The sequence below is a fragment of the Xenophilus sp. Marseille-Q4582 genome (assembly GCF_916700565.1).
In the GTDB taxonomy this organism is placed as follows: domain Bacteria; phylum Pseudomonadota; class Gammaproteobacteria; order Burkholderiales; family Burkholderiaceae_C; genus Xenophilus.
The window spans coordinates 121959-139895 of the sequence record NZ_CAKAKO010000004.1 but is presented as its reverse complement, the minus strand read 5'-3'; the positions used below and the strand labels follow the sequence as shown (position 1 = coordinate 139895).

Annotated in this window: 18 protein-coding genes and 1 pseudogene; 10 read left to right on the top strand and 9 right to left on the bottom strand. The window is 70.7% G+C overall.

The genetic code is table 11. The features are described 5' to 3' along the window. Positions 1-316 precede the first annotated feature (316 nt). Positions 317-837 (bottom strand): annotated as a pseudogene (locus tag LG388_RS16040) (iron-containing redox enzyme family protein); the annotation flags it as partial. Between the two features lie 210 nt (positions 838-1047). Here LG388_RS16040 and LG388_RS16035 point away from each other — a divergent pair. From LG388_RS16035 to LG388_RS16020, 4 genes are all read left to right on the top strand, one after another. After that, complete coding sequence (locus LG388_RS16035; protein WP_225783745.1) at positions 1048-1662, top strand: hemerythrin domain-containing protein; 615 nt, start codon at positions 1048-1050, stop codon at positions 1660-1662. A gap of 195 nt (positions 1663-1857) precedes the next feature. Beyond that, positions 1858-2346: a DUF2244 domain-containing protein gene (locus tag LG388_RS16030; RefSeq protein ID WP_370630206.1), complete on the top strand. Its 489-nt coding sequence runs from the start codon at positions 1858-1860 to the stop codon at positions 2344-2346. Beyond that, positions 2343-4013, top strand: coding sequence for a cytochrome c oxidase subunit I (gene ctaD / locus LG388_RS16025; RefSeq protein ID WP_225783744.1), 1671 nt, complete (start codon positions 2343-2345; stop codon positions 4011-4013). The genes LG388_RS16030 and ctaD overlap by 4 nt, the downstream gene beginning before the upstream one ends. After that, the gene (locus LG388_RS16020) at positions 4000-4368 is read left to right on the top strand and encodes a hypothetical protein (RefSeq protein ID WP_225783743.1); all 369 of its coding nucleotides are present in this window, start codon (positions 4000-4002) and stop codon (positions 4366-4368) included. Before ctaD ends, LG388_RS16020 begins: the two co-directional genes overlap by 14 nt. Positions 4369-4426: 58 nt before the next feature. On the opposite strand, the gene LG388_RS16015 is transcribed toward LG388_RS16020, so the two are convergent. Beyond that, positions 4427-5329, bottom strand: coding sequence for a LysR family transcriptional regulator (locus tag LG388_RS16015; RefSeq protein ID WP_225783742.1), 903 nt, complete (start codon positions 5327-5329; stop codon positions 4427-4429). A 160-nt stretch (positions 5330-5489) separates the two neighbouring features. Between LG388_RS16015 and LG388_RS16010 the strand changes: the two genes are divergently transcribed. Beyond that, the gene (locus LG388_RS16010; protein ID WP_225783741.1) at positions 5490-6557 is read left to right on the top strand and encodes a phosphotransferase; all 1068 of its coding nucleotides are present in this window, start codon (positions 5490-5492) and stop codon (positions 6555-6557) included. A gap of 14 nt (positions 6558-6571) precedes the next feature. Continuing rightward, positions 6572-7315, top strand: a complete 744-nt coding sequence (locus LG388_RS16005; protein WP_225783740.1) for a hypothetical protein — start codon at positions 6572-6574, stop codon at positions 7313-7315. A 25-nt stretch (positions 7316-7340) separates the two neighbouring features. On the opposite strand, the gene LG388_RS16000 is transcribed toward LG388_RS16005, so the two are convergent. Next, positions 7341-9434 carry a 3-hydroxyacyl-CoA dehydrogenase NAD-binding domain-containing protein gene (locus LG388_RS16000; protein ID WP_225783739.1) on the bottom strand — a complete coding sequence of 698 codons (2094 nt, stop codon included), beginning with the start codon at positions 9432-9434 and terminating at the stop codon, positions 7341-7343. A 171-nt stretch (positions 9435-9605) separates the two neighbouring features. Here LG388_RS16000 and LG388_RS15995 point away from each other — a divergent pair, with 171 nt between their 5' ends. Both LG388_RS15995 and LG388_RS15990 read left to right on the top strand, forming a co-directional pair. After that, positions 9606-10064, top strand: a complete 459-nt coding sequence (locus LG388_RS15995) for a MaoC family dehydratase (RefSeq protein WP_225783738.1) — start codon at positions 9606-9608, stop codon at positions 10062-10064. Positions 10065-10110: 46 nt separating this feature from the next. Beyond that, positions 10111-11358 (top strand): acyl-CoA dehydrogenase family protein, encoded by a 1248-nt coding sequence (locus LG388_RS15990; RefSeq protein ID WP_225783737.1) that lies wholly within the window; start codon positions 10111-10113, stop codon positions 11356-11358. Between the two features lie 19 nt (positions 11359-11377). On the opposite strand, the gene LG388_RS15985 is transcribed toward LG388_RS15990, so the two are convergent. Next, on the bottom strand, positions 11378-11707 hold the full coding sequence (locus tag LG388_RS15985) for a GlpM family protein (RefSeq protein WP_225783736.1): 330 nt from the start codon (positions 11705-11707) through the stop codon (positions 11378-11380). A gap of 273 nt (positions 11708-11980) precedes the next feature. On the opposite strand from LG388_RS15985, the gene LG388_RS15980 reads away from it, so the two are divergent. After that, on the top strand, positions 11981-12238 hold the full coding sequence (locus LG388_RS15980; protein ID WP_225783735.1) for a hypothetical protein: 258 nt from the start codon (positions 11981-11983) through the stop codon (positions 12236-12238). 123 nt (positions 12239-12361) lie between these two features. Continuing rightward, entirely contained in the window at positions 12362-12781 is a 420-nt protein-coding gene (locus LG388_RS15975; protein WP_225783734.1) for a DUF1330 domain-containing protein, read from the top strand. Positions 12782-12790: 9 nt separating this feature from the next. On the opposite strand, the gene LG388_RS15970 is transcribed toward LG388_RS15975, so the two are convergent. From LG388_RS15970 to LG388_RS15950, 5 genes are all read right to left on the bottom strand, one after another. Beyond that, entirely contained in the window at positions 12791-14500 is a 1710-nt protein-coding gene (locus LG388_RS15970) for an AMP-binding protein (protein ID WP_225783733.1), read from the bottom strand. A 223-nt stretch (positions 14501-14723) separates the two neighbouring features. Then, complete coding sequence (locus tag LG388_RS15965; RefSeq protein WP_225783732.1) at positions 14724-15434, bottom strand: GntR family transcriptional regulator; 711 nt, start codon at positions 15432-15434, stop codon at positions 14724-14726. A 75-nt stretch (positions 15435-15509) separates the two neighbouring features. Continuing rightward, complete coding sequence (locus tag LG388_RS15960) at positions 15510-16331, bottom strand: enoyl-CoA hydratase-related protein (protein WP_225783731.1); 822 nt, start codon at positions 16329-16331, stop codon at positions 15510-15512. Further along, a complete protein-coding gene (locus LG388_RS15955; RefSeq protein ID WP_225783730.1) occupies positions 16331-17098 on the bottom strand; it encodes an SDR family NAD(P)-dependent oxidoreductase in 768 nt (255 codons plus the stop codon). Before LG388_RS15955 ends, LG388_RS15960 begins: the two co-directional genes overlap by 1 nt. A 28-nt stretch (positions 17099-17126) precedes the next feature. Further along, positions 17127-17918, bottom strand: coding sequence for an enoyl-CoA hydratase-related protein (locus LG388_RS15950; RefSeq protein WP_225783729.1), 792 nt, complete (start codon positions 17916-17918; stop codon positions 17127-17129). Between the last annotated feature and the right edge of the window lie 19 nt (positions 17919-17937).

Below are 17937 nucleotides of genomic sequence, written 5' to 3'. Positions count from 1 at the left end.
GCTGGCGGCGCGAAGGGGGCGCCCCGCGCATGGCGGCTCCGGGCGGGCGGCACGGGCTCCTGCAGGGACGGTCGGCGCTGCGCGCCGACTTCGCTGCGATGCGCGCGCGGCCGGCGGCATCGCGAACTCACTTCGCGCCGCTGCGCGGCGCTGCGTTCAAACAAGCGCGATGAGTCAGATCACGAAGCCCGCGCGACTTCGCGCGGGCCCGCCGGCCGCGCTGTGCTTCTCGCCGCCCCTGAAGTCGCCCGCGCCGCCCGCCCGGGGCCGCCATGCGCCTGCACGCCGGTGGCTCGTGCTCACGCCTGCATGATCAGTCGTGCAGCACCTGCAGTTCGTCGCCATCGACGACGCCGAACATCTCGTCCCGCTCGCCGCGCGGCAACCGCCAGAACCGGCTGCCTTCGGGATCGCCAGCAGCACCTGTGGCACCCCCACGCCCAGGTCGTTGAGCAGGTTGCCCTGGCGCACGCGCCGCAGGAATTCGCGCGGGTCGGCGTCGCGCCGGCTGTTGTCGATCACCGCGTCCACGGCCTTGACCGCATGGCCGCTGGCCGTGTTGTCCACCGTCACGTGCAAGGTGAAGTAGTACGGGTCGATGCCCAGTTCGTTGAGCTCGCAGGCAGTGATCAGCAGGTGCAGCGGCAACTGCTCGTAGCCCAGGTTGAAGCCGATCACCTCGGGCAGCATCTCGCGCCCCGAAAGGCCCGGCGCCAGCTGGATCGCCCCCTGTTCGAACAAGGGTGCGCCCAGGTGCGCGCCGGTGTTCAGGCCCAGCCACTTCAGCAGGCGCCGGTAGAGCAGCACGTGGTTCTTGCCCGGATTGCCGTCACCCAGAAGCGGCGGCGCCCGGCGCCGTGCCGTCCTACGCGGCCCGCGCGCCTGGCCGGCAGCGGCGGCCGGCGCATCCATGCCGCGCGCCCGGCCGGCCTGCATGCCCGGCGCGGCGCCGCTTCCCCGCCCACGGTGCGCCGTCCTACAGGGTGCGAAAGGCGCGGGCCACAGCATGGGCGATCTCCCTCCTTCTTCATCCCCAAAGGCCCCTCGATGAACACGCCCCAAGCCCTGATGCCCAGCGTCACCAACATGATCCGCCTGGACCACACCCATGCGATGTCGACCTTCCACCAGTACAAGCGCGACACGCCGCCGCGCGCCAAGCGCGGCCTGGCGGACCACCTGTGCCTGGCGCTGGAAATCCATGCCGAGCTGGAAGAGCAGGTCTTCTATCCCGCGCTGCGCGCCGCCGATCCCGACTTCGACGCCCAGCACAGCGTGCAGGATCATCAGGAGATCCGCGAGCTGATCGCGCGCGTGCGCAACGCTGACGAACACACGCCCGCCCTGGACGAGGCCGTGCAGGCGCTGATGCGCGTGGTGATGCACCACGTGGCGGACGAAGAAACGCAGGTGCTGCCCGCGGCCGAAGCGCGCATGCCCGAGCGGCTGGGCGAGCTCGGCTGGGAGATGACCAAGCTGCGCACGCGGCTGGTGGCCGGCCGCGCGCCGGCCATCGCGTCCAGCGCGGCGCGGGCGCTCAGCGGCAACAAGGTCGCGCTCGCGCTGGGCGGCGTGCTGGGGCTCGCGCTGGCGCTGGCCGCGTCGCGCGGCGGCCGGGGCGCCCGCGCGATGCCCCGGCTGCCCGCCACGCGGCTGCATTGACGGCCGCGGGCGCGCCGGGGGCTGCGCGCCCAGCCGCGCGGCGCACGCGGGTGCCCCGTGCCGCCTGCAGCGCCGACGGGCCCGGGCATGGCGATTGCCGCGCCGCCGTGCCCATGAACACCGCGTCCCCGCCCCTGCGCCGCCCCCTGCCCGGGCGGCCCTGCGCCGCCACCCCAGCGGGCGCCATGCTGGCCCCTGCGATGGCGGCTGCATCGCCGCTGCGCCCTGCCGCCGGAGGTGTTTGCGCTGCACGTGGGCGCCGCCTGCGCCGTGCCGGGCGCCATCGGCCTGGGTTTCTGCATGGCCGGCTACCCGCTGGTGCTGGCCTTCTGCCTGCTGCAGGGCCTGGCGCTGGCGGCGGCGGCGCTGTGCCATGCGGTGCATGCGCTCGACGGCGAAACGTTGGAGCTGGACCCGCAGGCCCTGATCGTCCAGACGCAGCACGGCTTGCACACCCGCACGCTGCGGCTGAACCCGGCCTGGGCGCGGCTCGAACGCCCGCGCGCGGGCCAGGCGCCCGTGCTGTGCAGCGGCGCCCTGCGCATTGCGCTGGCCGCGCAGCTGAACGGCCCGCAGCGCGAACGCTTCGCGGCCGAGTTCGCACACGGGCTGGCCCGGCGCCGCAGCGGCGACCCCTGGCCCGATGCCCGCATCCCTATCCGACCTGACGGAGCCCGCGCATGAGCACCCTCGCCCCGCCCACCACCGCCGCGCCTGCCGATGCCGGCGCCGCCCCTGACGAACACCACGCGCTGCCGCACGGCTGGCGGCGCTGGCTGATGGGCACGAACCACAAGGACATCGGCACGCTTTACCTGCTGTTCAGCTTCGGCATGCTGCTGGTGGGCGGCGTGCTGGCACTGGCCATCCGCGCCGAGCTGTTCCAGCCCGGGCTGCAGTTCTTCAACCCCGAGCTGTACAACCAGTTCGTCACCATCCACGGCCTGGTGATGGTCTTCGGCGCCATCATGCCGGCCTTCGTGGGCTTCGCAAACTGGATGATCCCGCTGCAGGTGGGCGCGTCCGACATGGCCTTCGCGCGCATGAACAACTTCAGCTTCTGGCTGCTGCCGCCCGCGGCCGTGCTGCTGATCGTGCCCTTCTTCATGAGCGGCGGCGCCGCCGCCTCGGGCTGGACGCTGTACCCGCCGCTGAGCCTGCAGATGGGTCCGGCCATGGACTTCGGCATCTTCGCCATCCACATCATGGGCGCCAGCTCGATCATGGGCGCCATCAACATCATCGTCACCGTGCTGAACATGCGCGCCCCGGGCATGACGCTGATGAAGATGCCGCTGTTCTGCTGGACCTGGCTGATCACCGCCTACCTGCTGATCGCCGTGATGCCGGTGCTGGCCGGCGCGGTGACCATGCTGCTGACCGAGCGGCATTTCGGCACCAGCTTCTTCAACCCGTCCGGCGGCGGCGACCCGGTGCTCTTCCAGCACATCTTCTGGTTCTTCGGCCACCCCGAGGTCTACATCATGATCCTGCCGGCCTTCGGCATCATCAGCCAGGTGGTGCCGGCCTTCTCGCGCAAGAAGCTGTTCGGCTATTCATCGATGGTGTACGCCACGGCGTCCATCGCCATCCTGAGCTTCATCGTCTGGGCCCACCACATGTTCACCACGGGCATGCCGGTCACGGGGCAGCTCTTTTTCATGTACGCCACCATGCTGGTGGCCGTGCCGACGGCGGTGAAGGTGTTCAACTGGATCGCGACGATGTGGCAGGGCTCGATCACGCTGGAGACGCCCATGCTGTTCGCGCTGGGCTTCATCTTCGTGTTCTCCATCGGCGGGCTCAGCGGCGTGATCCTGTCGGTCTCGCCGGTGGACATCCAGGTGCACGACACGCATTACGTGGTGGCGCACTTCCACTACGTGCTGGTGGCCGGCTCGCTGTTCGCAATGTTCGCGGGCTACTACTACTGGTCGCCCAAGTGGACGGGCGTGATGTACGCCGAGCGGCGCGGGCAGATCCACTTCTGGGTGTCGATCCTGAGCTTCAACGTCGGCTTCTTCCCGCTGCATTTCCTGGGCCTGGCCGGCATGCCGCGGCGCTATGCCGACTACCCGATGCAGTTCGCCGACTTCAACCTCGTCGCCTCGCTGGGCGCCTTTGCATTCGGCCTGGCGCAGGCCTGGTTCGCGCTCTTCGTCCTCTGGCCCGCGCTGCGCGGCCGGGGCCGGCCGGCCCCGGCGCGCCCCTGGGAAGGCGCCGAGGGCCTGGAATGGGAAGTGCCCTCGCCCGCGCCCTTCCACACCTTCGAGACGCCGCCGCGCCTGGACGCGACGGCCACCCGCATCGTGACCGATGCCCCCACCGGAGCCCCCCATGAGCCTGCCTGACGAATCCTTCCTCGCGCGCCCTGCGCCCACGGCCGCCGAGTTGCGCCGCACGGCCGAGACCTTCATCGAAGGCCCTAACGTGGAGTACAGCCCCGACGAAGTGAAGGCCGCGCGCGGCGAAGTGCCGCTGGAAGGCCCGCGCGCCGATGACGCGCTGGACTTCGAGGTCTTCTGCCAGCGCTACGACGCCTGGAAGGCCGCCACGCAGCGCTTCGAGGCCGCGGTGCGCGCCATGCGCGGCGGCGACACCGAGGCGCGCGGCCGCGCGCAGCAGGCGGCCGTGGAACTGGCCGGTCTGCACCATGCGTTCATGGAGTCTTCGCAGCCCTACTTCAAGGCCGACCGCGCGGAATGAGGAGCACCGCGGCCTCGGGCGCGCGCCCCGGTCCGCGGGGCGCTCCCGCGGTCCGGCATCAGCGCGTGTAGCAGCTCATCATCACCGACCGCAGCCACCGGTTGGCCGCGTCGTTGTCGGTGCTCGCATGCCAGTACATGTACGCATCCAGCGAGGACAGCGGCGCCGGCATGGGCAGCACCTGGTTGCCGAACTGGCGGTTCGCCATGTGCGCATAGCTTTCGGGCATGGTCAGCACCAGGTCGGTCTGCGACACCGTGCGGCAGGCCGCGAAATAGTACTGGCAGCGCAGCGCCACCTGCCGCTGCACGCCCAGGCGGCGCAGCTCGATGTCCTCGAAACCCGGACCCTGCCGCCGCGTGGTGACGAGGATGTGGCGCTGCGCGAGGTAGGTGTCGAGGTCGAGGCTGCCGCGGATCACCGGGTGGTCCTTGCGCACCACCACGGCCACGCCGTCCACGCTGATGCGCGTGAACTTCACTGCGTCCGACAGCGGCAGCAGCACGTCCACCGCCAGGTCCAGCGTGCCGGCGGCCAGCTCGCCTTCGAGGCTGCGGCGGTTGGCGCGCACGCTCGCGATCTCCACCTCGGGCGCCTCCTGCGCCAGCGTGCGCATGAGCGGCGGCATCACGGTCGACTCCATGAAGTCGCGCAGGCCCACCACGAAGCGTTTCCGGGAGCTGGCGGGCTCGAAGCTCTGCGTCTCGTTGAGCAGCGAGCCCAGCGATTGCAGCGAGCCGCGCAGCGGATCGATCATGCGCTTGGTCAGCGCCGTGGGCACCATCTTGTGGCCCTGGCGCTCGAACAGCGGGTCGTTGAACAGGTCGCGCAGGCGCCCCAGCGCATGGCTGATCGCAGGCTGCGTCAGGTGCAGCTTCTCCGCGGCCTTGGTGATGCCGCCTTCGGTGTAGATCGTGTCCAGCACGACCAGCAGGTTGAGATCGACCCTCGAGATATGCATGGGCTGTATCCGGGCGCATTCCGAGCATTCATTGGCAAGGACGCCCCGCCGCCCGTAGCCTTGCCCGGAGTTGGAACAAATCAGACCGTTCGATCATGCGCGCAGGGGGCGCCCTGCGCATTCTCCGAGGAGACATGCCCCGCAGGGGGCGAAAGACCCGATGTCCGAATTCTTCACCGGCACCACGGCCGTGCGCGAGGGCCACCGCTTCGACGAGGACCGGCTGCGCGAATGGTTCGCCGACCAGGTCGACCGCAGCGCACGGCAGCGCCTGGCGGTCTCGCAATTCAAGGGCGGCCAGTCCAACCCCACCTTCCTGGTCGAGAGCGCCGAGCGCCGCTACGTGCTGCGGCGCAAGCCGGCGGGCCCCTTGCTGCCTTCGGCCCATGCCGTGGAGCGCGAGTACCGCGTGATGCGCGCGCTGGCCGGCACCGGCGTGCCGGTGCCGCGCATGCATGCGCTGTGCGAGGACCCGGCCGTCATCGGCTCGGCCTTCTACGTCATGGACTTCGTCGAAGGCCGCATCCTCTGGGACCCGAAACTGCCCGAGCTGCCGGCCGCCGAGCGCGCCGCGGTCTGCGACGACATGAACCGCGTGATCGCCGCCCTGCACGAAGTGGACGTGCAGGCCGCGGGCCTGGGCGACTACGGCCGCAGCGGGCATTACGTCGCGCGCCAGATCGACCGCTGGAGCCGCCAGTACCGCGCCAGCGAGACCGAGCGCATCGAGGCCATGGAACAGCTGATGGCCTGGCTGCCCGCGCACCAGCCGGCCGACAGCGCCACGCGCCTGGTGCATGGCGACTTCCGGCTCGACAACCTGGTGTTCGACCGCGCGGCGCCGCGCGTGATCGCGGTGCTGGACTGGGAGCTGTCCACCCTTGGCGACCCGCTGGCCGACTTCGCCTACCACTGCATGGCCTGGCAGTTGCCGCCGCCCTTCCGCGGCCTGGGGGACCTGGGCGACGCGCAGCTGCGCACCCAGGGTCTGCCCACCGAGGCCGACTACCTGCAGCGCTACCGCGAGCGGCGCTGCCTGCCCGCGCTGGATCCGGCGCTGTGGCACTTCTATGCCGCCTTCAACCTCTTCCGGGCCGCGGCCATCGCGCAGGGCATCCTCGGGCGCGCGCTGGCGGGCAATGCCTCGAACGCGCATGCGCTGGAGGCCGGGCGCCAGGCGCGCCAGCTGGCCCAGCTGGGCTGGGACCGCGCCCAGGCTGTGCGCTGAGCGAGGCACCGGCCATGCGCCTGCCCGCCCCCGTGCCGATGCTGCTTGGCCTGCGCCTGGGCTTCGCGGACCTGGGCGCCGCGGCCGAGGCGCTCGAAGCGGTGCTGCAGCTGCCGTCGATCCGCGTCGATCCGCCGGCCGCCCCGGGCGCCGCGCCGCGGCGGCATTACGCCCTCGCCGGCCTGCGCGTGGAGGCGCGCGTCCAGGCCAGCTCGCCGGTGTCCGGCGGGCCGCGCCCCGCCCTGGCCGACACGGTGCAGTGGCACCAGGACGCGCAGGACCTCGGCCCGCGGCGCCACCACCTGCAGCGCCTGGGCCTGTCGCCGCTCGCCGGCGTGGACTTCGGCTGCGGCAGCTACCTGCGGCTCGAAACGCTGGACACCGGGGCGTGCGCCGTGGAATGGCATGCCGCCCCCGAAGCGAGGGCGCCGCTGCCCCCGACGCCGCAGGCCGCGCTGCTGGCCATCGACCTGCGCGTGCGCGCGCCCGAACGCGTGGCCGGCCACTGGGCCCAGCTGCTGGACCTGCCGCTCGCGCGCGACGCCGGGGGCGTGCCCCTGCTGCGCACGGCCCCGGCCGCGCTGCGCTTCGTGCCCGCGGCCGACGCGGCCGGCAGCGGCATCGATGCGCTGGTGTTCACGAAGGCGCAGGCCGAAGCGCTGGCAGGCCGGGCCGCGGCCCGCGGCCTGCAGGTGACCGACGACGCGTCCTGGGCCCTGGAAGGCCTGCAGGTGCGCGGCGCGGCCGCCGCCTTCTGAGCACGCCGCGGGCGCGCGCCAAGGCTCAGGCGAAGCCCTGGCCCTCGGCCACCAGCTTGCGGATCAGCGGCGCCGGCTCCCAGAACTTCGCGTCGTCCAGCGGGTTCTTGGCAAAGCGCTTCATCGTCTCGGCCACGTTGTACAGCCCCACCTGGCTGGCGTAGTGCATCGGCCCACCGCGGTGCATCGGGAAGCCGTAGCCCGTGAGGTACACCATGTCGATGTCGCCCGACTTGCTCGCGATGCCGTCTTCCAGGATGTGCGCGCCTTCGTTGACCAGGGCGTACACCAGGCGCTGCACGATCTCCTCGTCGCTGATCTTGCGCGGGGTGATGCCGAGCTCCTTGCGGTGGTCCTCGATCATCTTGTTCACGAGCTCGCTGGGGATGGCGTCGCGCTTGCCCGGCTGGTAGTCGTACCAGCCCGCGCCGGTCTTCTGGCCGAAGCGGCCCAGCTCGCACAGCTTGTCGGCCGTCTTGCTGTACTTCATGTCGGCCCGCTCGGTGGCGCGGCGCTTGCGGATCGCCCAGCCGATGTCGTTGCCGGCCAGGTCGCCCATGCGGAACGGGCCCATGGCGAAGCCGAACTTCTCGATGGCCTTGTCCACCTGCTGCGGGGTGGCGCCTTCGTCGAGCAGGAAGCCGGCCTGGCGGCTGTATTGCTCGATCATGCGGTTGCCGATGAAGCCGTCGCACACGCCGGAGACGACGGCGGTCTTCTTGATCTTCTTGGCGATGGCCATGACGGTGGCCAGCACGTCCTTGCCGGTCTTGGCGCCGCGCACGACTTCCAGCAGCTTCATGACGTTGGCCGGGCTGAAGAAGTGCATGCCGACCACGTCCTGCGGGCGTTGGGTGAAGGCGGCGATCTTGTCCACGTCCAGGGTGGAGGTGTTGGAGGCCAGGATGGCGCCGGGCTTGGCGATCTCGTCGAGCTTCTTGAAGACGGTTTCCTTGACGCCCAGTTCCTCGAAGACGGCCTCGATGATGAGGTCGGCGCTCTTGAGGTCGTCGTAGCTCAGCGTCGTTTTGAGCAGCGCCATGCGCTCGTCGTACTTGTCCTGCTTGAGCTTGCCCTTCTTGACCTGGGCCTCGTAGTTCTTGCGGATGGTGGCCACGCCCCGGTCCAGGGCTTCCTGCTTGGTTTCCAGGATGGTGACGGGAATGCCGGCGTTCAGGAAGTTCATGGCGATGCCCCCGCCCATGGTGCCGGCGCCGATCACGCCCACGGTCTTGATCTCGCGCTTGGGCGTGTCTTCCGGAACGTCGGGGATCTTGCTGGCGGCGCGCTCGGCGAAGAAGGCGTTGCGCAGCGCGGCGCTCTCCGGCGTCCACACCAGCTCGGTCACGGCCGCGCGCTCATAGGCCATGGCCTTCTCGTACGGCAGTTTCACCGATTGCGCCACGCAGTCCAGGCAGCGCAGCGGCGCCGGGTAGTTCTTCGACATCGCGGCGACGCTGTTGCGCGCGAACTGCAGGTAGGCCTCGGCGGCCGGGTGCGTCACCTTCATCTCGCGCACCCGGGGAAGCGGGCGCACGTCGGCTCTCTCGCGCGCCAGGGCCACGGCGGCCTGCACCACGCCTTCATCCACGATCTGGTCGAACAGCTTCTGGCCGGGCATCGCGGCCAGCACTTCGCTCATCACCGTGTTGCCGGTGACGATCATGTTCAGCGCCGGCTCCAAGCCGATCAGGCGCGGCAGCCGCTGGGTGCCGCTGGCGCCGGGCAGGATGCCGATGCGCACCTCGGGCAGCGACACCAGGGTGCCGCGCTGCACGACGCGATAGTGACAGCCCATCGCCAGTTCCAGTCCGCCGCCCATCACAATGCTGTGGATGGCAGCAACCACCGGCTTCTCGCACCCTTCGATGCGGTGGATCACGTCGACCAGGTCGGGCGCCATCGTCGCCTCGGGCTTGTTGAACTCGCGGATGTCGGCCCCGCCGCAGAAGGCACGCCCGCGGCCGGTGAGCACGATGGCGCGCACGGCCGGGTCGTTCTCGGCGCGGCGGATCGCATCGGCGATGAAACGCCGGTTGCCGATGCCCAGGCTGTTGACCGGCGGGGTGTCCATGGTGATGACGGCGATGCCGTCCTGCACGTCGAAGCTCGCGTTCACGGAAATCCTTTCTTCACGGGGGAAGCCCCGATGCTCGTCGTTGCGCGGCGCGCTTCGCATCAGCGCGCCGCATGCCGCCGATGAAAAGACTGCATGCCCCGACTCCGCCGCGGCGCGCCGTTCAGGGCACCATCGGTGCATCGCCCCTTCCGCCCCTTTTTTTTGCAAACCATGCCCCTTCTGAACCGAGACAACCTGCAGCAGTTCGTCGGCCAGTCCATCGGCACCTCGTCCTGGGTGCAGATGCCGCAGTCGCGCATCGATGCCTTCGCCGAATGCACCGAGGACCGCCAGTGGATCCACATCGACGTCGAGCGCGCAAGAAAGGAAAGCCCATTCAAGGCGCCGGTCGCGCACGGCTACCTCACGCTGTCGATGCTGCCCATCACTTCCTACGAACTGCTGGCGGACCTGAAGCCCACCAAGTCCCTGAACTACGGCATGGACAAGCTGCGCTTCATGTCGCCCGTGCCGGCCGGCTCGCGCGTGCGCAACCACATCAAGCTGCTGGCCGTGGAGCCGCGCGACGACGGCTGGGTGCTGCTGCGCTGCGAGAACACCGTGGAGATCGAAGGCCAGGACAAGCCCGCGCTGGTCGCGGTCACGCTGGGCCTGTTCTCCTGGTCCTGACACCGGCTCCTCTTCGCTCCTTTCCTTCCCCTCCTGAATCCTTCCCATGCAATTCGAATACAGCGCCCGTGTCCAGGACCTGCGCCAGCGCCTGCTGGCCTTCATGGACGAACACATCTACCCGAACGAGCAGCGCCAGGCCGAAGAGGCCCACCAGTCCTACCTGAACGCCGTGAAGAACGGCGGCCGCTACACCGGCCTGCCGCTGATGGAAGAGCTCAAGCCCAAGGCCCGCGCGGCCGGGCTGTGGAACCTGTTCCTGCCCGAAGCCGAACATGGCCCAGGCCTGACCAACCTCGAGTACGCGCCGCTGTGCGAGATCATGGGCCGGCGCTACTGGAGCGCCGAGGCCTTCAACTGCAGCGCGCCCGACACCGGCAACACCGAAGTCATCGCGCGCTACGGCAACGCCGAGCAGAAGGCGCGCTGGCTGCAGCCGCTGCTCGACGGTGAGATCCGCTCCGCCTTCGCGATGACGGAGCCGGCGGTGGCCTCTTCGGACGCCACCAACATCGCCACGCGCATCGAGCGCCAGGGCGACGAGTACGTGATCAATGGCCGCAAGTGGTACATCACGGGCGCAATGAACGAGCGCTGCAAGCTCTTCATCCTGATGGGCAAGACCGACCCGGACAACCCGAACCGCCACAGCCAGCAGTCGATGATCATCGTGCCGGCCGACACGCCCGGCATCACCGTCAAGCGCGACATGGCGCTGGTGAACCACTACGACGCCCCCTTCGGCCACCCGGAGGTGATCTTCGACAACGTGCGCGTGCCGGTGTCCAACATCCTGCTGGGCGAGGGCCGCGGCTTCGAGATCGCGCAGGGCCGCCTGGGCCCGGGCCGCATCCACCACTGCATGCGCATGATCGGCATGGCCGAGTCGGCGCTGGAGATGATGTGCGAGCGCGTGGTTTCGCGCGTGGCCTTCGGCAAGCCGCTGGCCGAACAGGGCGTGTGGCGCGAGCGCATCGCCCGCGGCCGCATGCTCATCGACCAGGCGCGCTGGATGGTGCTGCACGCCGCCTGGCGCATGGACACGGTGGGCAACAAGGTGGCGGCCAAGGAGATCGCGATGATCAAGGTCATCGCGCCCAACAACTGCATCCAGGTCATCGACGACGCGATGCAGGCCTTCGGTGCGATGGGCCTGAGCCAGGACACGCACCTGGTGAACTTCTGGGCCTACGCGCGCCACCTGCGCGTGGCCGACGGCCCGGACGAGGTGCACCGGAACGCCATCGCCAAGCACGAGCTGGGCAGCTACCTGGCGGCCAAGCGCGGCGCGTGAGGCCCGCGCGCGGCGGCGCTCAGGCGTTCCAGGCCAGCAGCAGAACGCCGGCCGCGGCGCACCACGCCAGCGTCGCCACGGCCAGCGTGGCACCCAGCGGCAGGCGCAAGGCCAGCCCATACACTGCCAGCAGGTACACCGCGTAGGGCAGCAGCGAGGCGAGGCCGAACAGCGCGGTGGTGCGCAGGTCGGCCGCGCTGCGCTCGGTGCCCACGATGTAGTGCGCGATCAGCGCGAAGGTGGGAAACAGCGGCACCAGGCCCGCGATGTAGAAGTTGCGGGTTTTGGACAGCAGGGCGATGACCAGCACGGCAGCAGCGCCCAGCAGGCATTTGAGAAGAAGAGACACGGCGCGGCCTGCGGCAAAAGCGGGCGATTCTCGCGCAGCGCCCGCGTGCGTGCGGGCGGGCCGCGCGCAAGCCGCCTGCCGCTGCAGCGCCCCGGCCCCGGCGGGCGCCCGGGGCTGCGCGCGCCCAAACCTGCAACGGCAGCAGGGAGAACGCCCCCAGGGCCTCTGCCTGCATTTGGCATCGGACACGTACTGCGCGGCTTCCTCTAGTGCCTCTTAGCCGCAGAGCCACGCTCGAGCAGGCTTGTTTGTGCACCCCGGACGGGAGTGCGCATGCATTACGACCCTACACCTTTCCTCGCCTGGCGCGCGGCCGAAGAACAGGCCGAGGCGGCCGAGCGCCGCATCTTCCGCACCGGCTGCAACTGGCACGCGCGCGAGCCCACGCCCGCGGAGATCGAGAATGCGCGCCTGCTGCGGGCGCAGGCCCGGCGGCTGCTCGGCCGCATGCTCGCGGACATGAAGCAGATCGCCTCGGCGCTCCGGGCGCGGGACGCGCTGTGCGGCGTGCGCCGCAAGTGCGACGGCTAGCCGCTTCGCGCACGGCCCGGCGGGAGCAGCGCGCACGCGCGACGGCGCTTTCGTTCCTTTGTCGCCCGCGCAACAGGACCCCGGCCGCAGGCCCCCTAGAGTGCGGCGCCAAGGAGACTTGCCATGGACCTGCCCCTCGAACGCGCCGCCATCGACCCCACACGCGAGACCTTCAAGGCCCTGTTCAGCTGCGTGCCGCCGCAGGGCCCGATCGTCATGCTCAACCTGCTGGCCTTCCGCGAGCAGGCGGCCGACGGCGCGCAGGCGCCCGCACGCACCGGCCGCGAGGCCTATGCGGCCTACAGCGAAGCGGTGGCACCGCTGCTGGCGCGCGTGGGGGCCTCGGTGCAATGGCAGGGCGATGCGCACCATGCGCTCATCGCGCCGCCCGGCGAGCAGTGGGACGAAGTGCTGATGGTGACCTATCCCTCGCGCGATGCCTTCGTCGCGATGATCCAGTCGCCCGAGTACCAGGCCATCGTGCACCATCGCACGGCCGCGCTGCGCGATGCGCGGCTGGTCGCCACCACCGTTCGCAACTAGGCGCGCCGCTCACATGAGCTTGCCCGGCCGGGCGCCGGGCGGTGCGGCCGCGCCCGCCATGGGCACGCCGACGGGCTCGCGCAGCATGCGCCGCATGAGCTTGCCGTTGTCCGCCGAGGGCAGGCCCTCGCGGAAGATGATGGAGCGCGGCACCTTGTAGTGCGACATCCGGCGCAGGCACCACTCGATCATCTTCTGGTCCGCGCGGTCGCGCGGGCGGCCCGCGCCGTCCAGGCACACCCGCGCCGCCGCCGCGTCCTTGAGCACCACGTAGGCCTGCAGCGCCTCGCCGCGGTCCGGGTCGGGCAGGCCGACCACCGCAGCCTGCCGCACGTCGGGGTGCGTGGCCAGGATGGCTTCCACCTCTTCCGGGAACACGCTGTAGCTCCAGACCTTGATCATCTCCTTGCAGCGGCCCAGGAAGGTGAGGTAGCCGTCGGCGTCGAGCACGCCGATGTCCCCCGTGCGCACGCCCCCGCCCCAGGCCACGGCGCGCGTGGCCTCGGGGCGCAGCCAGTAGCCCTTGAAGGGCACCGGGCTGCACACCACGATCTCGCCGGGCGAACCGACGGGAAGCTCCACGCCGGTGTCGGGGTCGATGATGTGGATGCGCACGCCGGGCACCGGCCGGCCGTTGGTGCCCCAGCGGATGGCATCGGGGGGCATGAGCGTGTCGCAGGTGTGGGTTTCGCTCAGTCCGTAGCCGGCCTCGTGCACCAGGCAGCCGTTGGCGAAGCGGCTCCAGCGCCGGGCCAGCGACTCGCTCAGCTTGACGCCGAAGCTGGTGCTGATGGTGGCGCGCAGCGAACGCAGGTCGTAGCTGGACGCGTCCTCGCAGGCCATCACCGACAGCAGCGAAGGGGCCATGGTGTACCACCAGGTGACGTGGCAGGCCTCGATGGCCTGCAGCACCGCGGTGGCGTCGAAGCGGTGCAGCAGCACCACCGTGCAGCCGCAGTAGATGGGCAGGTCCAGCCCGGTGATCATTCCCGAAATGTGGTGCAGCGGCACGTCGGCCAGCATCACGTCGTCGGCGCCCAGGCGGAAGCCCTCCGCACTCACCGCGGTCTTGTAGAGCGCGCATTCGTAGCTGAGCAGGGCGGCCTTGGGCAGGCCCGTGGTGCCGGTGGTGTAGGCCATCAGGGCCACCTCATCGAGCGCCAAGTCGTCCACCGGCTCGAAGGGCCCGGCCTGCGCCAGCGCCTCGCGCAAGCTCAGCGTGCCCGCCGGCCACTCGGGATGCCGGTCGCCGGGCAGCGGCAGGCCGTCGGGCAGGTCCATGGCCAGCACGCCGGGCAGACGATCGCTGTAGCGCACCGCATAGAGCAGGCCGCCGCCGTCCAGCGCGCCGGCCTCGCGGGCCACGTCGAGCAGTTCCTCGCCCGCCACCACGGCGCGCGCGCCCAGCTCGCTCAGCTGGCGTCTCAGTTCCAGCGCATGCGCATGCGGGTTGCACGGGCTCACCACGGCGCCCAGCTTCTGGGCGCCGAAATGGGCGATCAGGTAGTCGGGGCAGTTGTGCAGGAAGAGCGCCACCACGTCGCCCTGGGCCAGCCCGTGCGCGCGCAGGCTCTGCGCGAAGCGGTCGCTGAGCGTGTCCAGTTCGGCATAACTGATGCGCCGGCCGTACCAGACGATGGCCGTCTTGTCGGGCGTGGCGCGGGCATGCAGACGCAGGTACTCGTGCAGCGGCCGGCGGCCATGGCGGTAGTCGATCATGCTGATGTGTCTCCGGATCGTCGGGCGGGGCCCGCGGGTGCCGATGCCGACGTCTGCGCGTCGTGCCTGCGGTCCCGTTTTTTCCGGCATGATCGGCCAGCCCCCGCGCGAGGGCAAGGCGTCGGGGATGAATATTGGGCATGGCCGGCCATGTGGCGGCTGCATGCGCAGGCCGCGCATGCGCGCCCCCCGCGCGCGCGGCGGCGCCCGCCGCCCGGCAGGCTCAGGCCGTGGCGCCCGCGCGGCGGCGCACGGCGGGAGCGGCGCCTTCGCCGGCTTGCTCGCGCAGGTAGGCGAGGATGGGCGCCGTGGTGCGCTCGATCTCTTCTTCCACGCCCTTGCGCGCGAGCTCGCCGTCGTTCTTGCGCAGCCCGCGCAGCACCGCATGGTGCGGATGCTGCCTGCGCGGCTGGGCCAGCGCATGCGTGTGCAGGGCGCGCATCAGCGGCCCGCATTGCAGCCACAGGCCTTCAACCATGCGCTGCAGCACCGGCATGCGCGCCAGTGCGCACAGCTCGCGGTGGAAGCGCTCGGCCGCCAGCAGTTCGGCGGCGATGTCGCCGGCATCGTGCTGCGCCGCCATCTCCTCGTGCAGGGCTTCCAGGCGGCGCACGTCCGCGGCCGTGGCGTGGGCGGCAGCGCGTTCGGCGGCGCGGCCTTCCAGCACCAGGCGCAGCTCGCGCACTTCGGCGAAACGCGCCTCGTCCATCACGGGCACGCGCACCGAATGGTGGCCCACCTGCTCCAGCGCCTGTTCGGAAATCAGCCGCGCCAGCGCCTCGCGCACGGGCGTGGGACTGATGCCCATCTCGGCCGCGAGGTCGCGCAGCTTGAGTTTCTCGCCCGGGGCGAAGCGCCCGGCCTTGAGGTCACGGCACAGGCGTGCGTAGGCCTGGCCGTTGAGGCTTTCTCGGTTCAGGGGCGCGTCTTCCATGGCGGGTCCGTTGGCGGCTGCTGCCGCGGCCTTTCATCTGCAATCGGTTATATCGTATGGCCGCGCGGCAGCCCGTCAGCGGCCGCTGAAGTTCGGCGGGCGCTTTTCCAGGAAGTGCGCCACGCCTTCCTTGAAGTCCTCGCTGGCGAAGGAAGCGGCCATGTCCGCGTCGGCGCGCCGCCAGGCCTGGTCCAGGTCCTGGAACAGGCCATCGTAGACCTGCCGCTTGATGACGCCGATGGAGCGCGGCGAGGCGCTGTGCACCAGCTCGCGCGCCACGGTCTGCACGGCGGCCAGGAAGCCGTCGACCGGCAGCGCCTTGACCAGCCCGATCTGCGCCGCCTCGGCCGTGACCAGCGTGCGGGCGGACATCAGCAGGTCCAGCGCATGCGTCACGCCCACCAGGCGCGGCAGCATCCACGAGGCGCCGTGCTCGGCGATCAGGCCGCGCTTGGCAAAAGCCGTGGTCATCTTCTGGCCTTCGGCCATGTAGCGGAAGTCGCAGAACAGCGCCATGCACAGGCCGATGCCCGCGATGGGCCCGTTGATGGCCGCGAAGACCGGCTTTTGCACCTGCAGCAGGTAGCTGAAGCGCCAGGCGTAGTTGCGCGCCAGGCCCTGCAGCGCGTCGGCGGCGGGTGGCGGCGCGGCTTCGGGCTCGGCGCCGCCCGCGGCCACGCCGGCCTCGAGGATGTCCATGTCGGCCCCGGCGCAAAAGCCGCGGCCCGCCCCCGTGACGACGATCGCGCGCACCTGCTCGTCGGCCTCGGCCGCGAGCACGGCTTCGCGCATCTCGCGCTCCATGCGTTCGGTCCAGGCGTTGAGCCGGTCCGGGCGGTTCAATGTGATCGTGCAGACGCGCTGGTCGACGCCGACGGTGATGTCCTGGTAAGCCATCATTCGCCTCCGATGGTGGCGCCGCCGTCGATGACGATGCTCGTGCCGGTGATGAAACGCCCCGCGTCGGAGCCCAGCAGCAGCGCCGCGCCCGCGATGTCCTCGGGCTCGCCGATGCGGTTCAGCGGACTGGCCTTGAGCGCGTACGCCAGGGTGTCGGGGTTGTCCCACAGCGCCTTGGCGAAGTCGGTCTTGATCAGGCCGGGCGCGATGCAGTTGACGCGGATGCCCTGCTTGCCCCACTCCAGCGCCAGGCTGCGCGCCAGCGACATGTCGGCCGCCTTGGAAATGCCATAGGCGCCCAGCACGCGCGAGCCCGTCAGGCCCGCGACGGAACTGATGATGACGACCGCGCCGCCCCCCTTGGCCGCCATGCCCGGCGCGGTGCGATTGACGAGCCACAGGTTCGAGCGGATGTTGACGTCCATCACCTTGGAGAAGGCCTCGTCGCTGATGCCGGACAGGGGCCCGTAGTAGGGATTGACGGCCGCGTTGCACACCAGCACGTCCACGCTGCCGTAGATCTTCTCGGTCTGGTCCACCAGGCTCAGCACCTCCTCCTTGCGCGAGATGTTGCAGGCGATGGCCGTGGCTTCCAGCCCTTCGGACCGCAGCTGGTCGACCACGGCGGCGCAGGCCTCGGCCTTGCGGCTGGTGATGACCACGCGCGCGCCGGCGCGCGCATAGGCCACCGCGATCGCGCGGCCGATGCCGCGCGAGGAGCCGGTGACGATGGCGGTCTTGTTCTTCAGTGACAGGCTGTCCATGGGGATGTCTCTCTCCGGGTTTGGGGGGTCAGCGGTTGGCGAACACGGGGGCGCGCTTCTCGACGAAGGCGCGCGCCGCTTCGAGGTGGTCTTCGGTCATGCTGCAGCGGATGTGGCGGATGGCCTCGTGGTCCAGCGCCTGCGACAGGGTGGCGCCCTGCTCCGCCACGTTCAGGTTGGCCTTGATGTGGCCGAGCGTGATCGTCGGGCCGGCCGCGAGCTGGCGCGCGAGCGCCGCGCCCGCCTCGTCGAGCTGCGCATCGGGCACCACGCGCGTCACCAGCCCCATCTGCAAGGCCTCGTCGGCCTTGAGCACGGGCGACAGCAGCGCGAAGGCCCGCGCGCGCGGCCCCAGCAGCTGCGTGAGGAAGTAGGTGCTGCCGAAGTCGCCCGACAGGCCGACCTTGGCGAAGGCCGAGGTGAGCTTGAGCGTGTCGCTGGCCAGCAGCAAGTCGCAGGCGAGCGCGAGCGACAGGCCCGCCCCCGCGCAGGCGCCGCGCGCCACGGCCAGCGTGGGCTTGGGCATCTCGTGCAGCAGGCGCGCGCATTCCATGTGCTCGCGCAACTGCTGGGTGCGCGCCTCCAGCGTCTGCGCGGCGCCCTCCTCCTCGGCCATGGCCTTGACGTCGCCGCCCGCGCAGAAGCCGCGCCCGGCGCCCGTGAGCAGCACGGCGCGCACGGCGTTGTCGTGGGCCGCACGCCGCAGCGCGGCCAGCAGCGCGTCGGTCATCGACGGGTTGAGCGCGTTGAGCCGGTCGGGCCGGTTCAGCGTGAGCGTGAGCACGCCGTCGGCCTGGTGCTCGATGAGTTCTGCGGTCATGGAAAGTCTCCTCGATGGA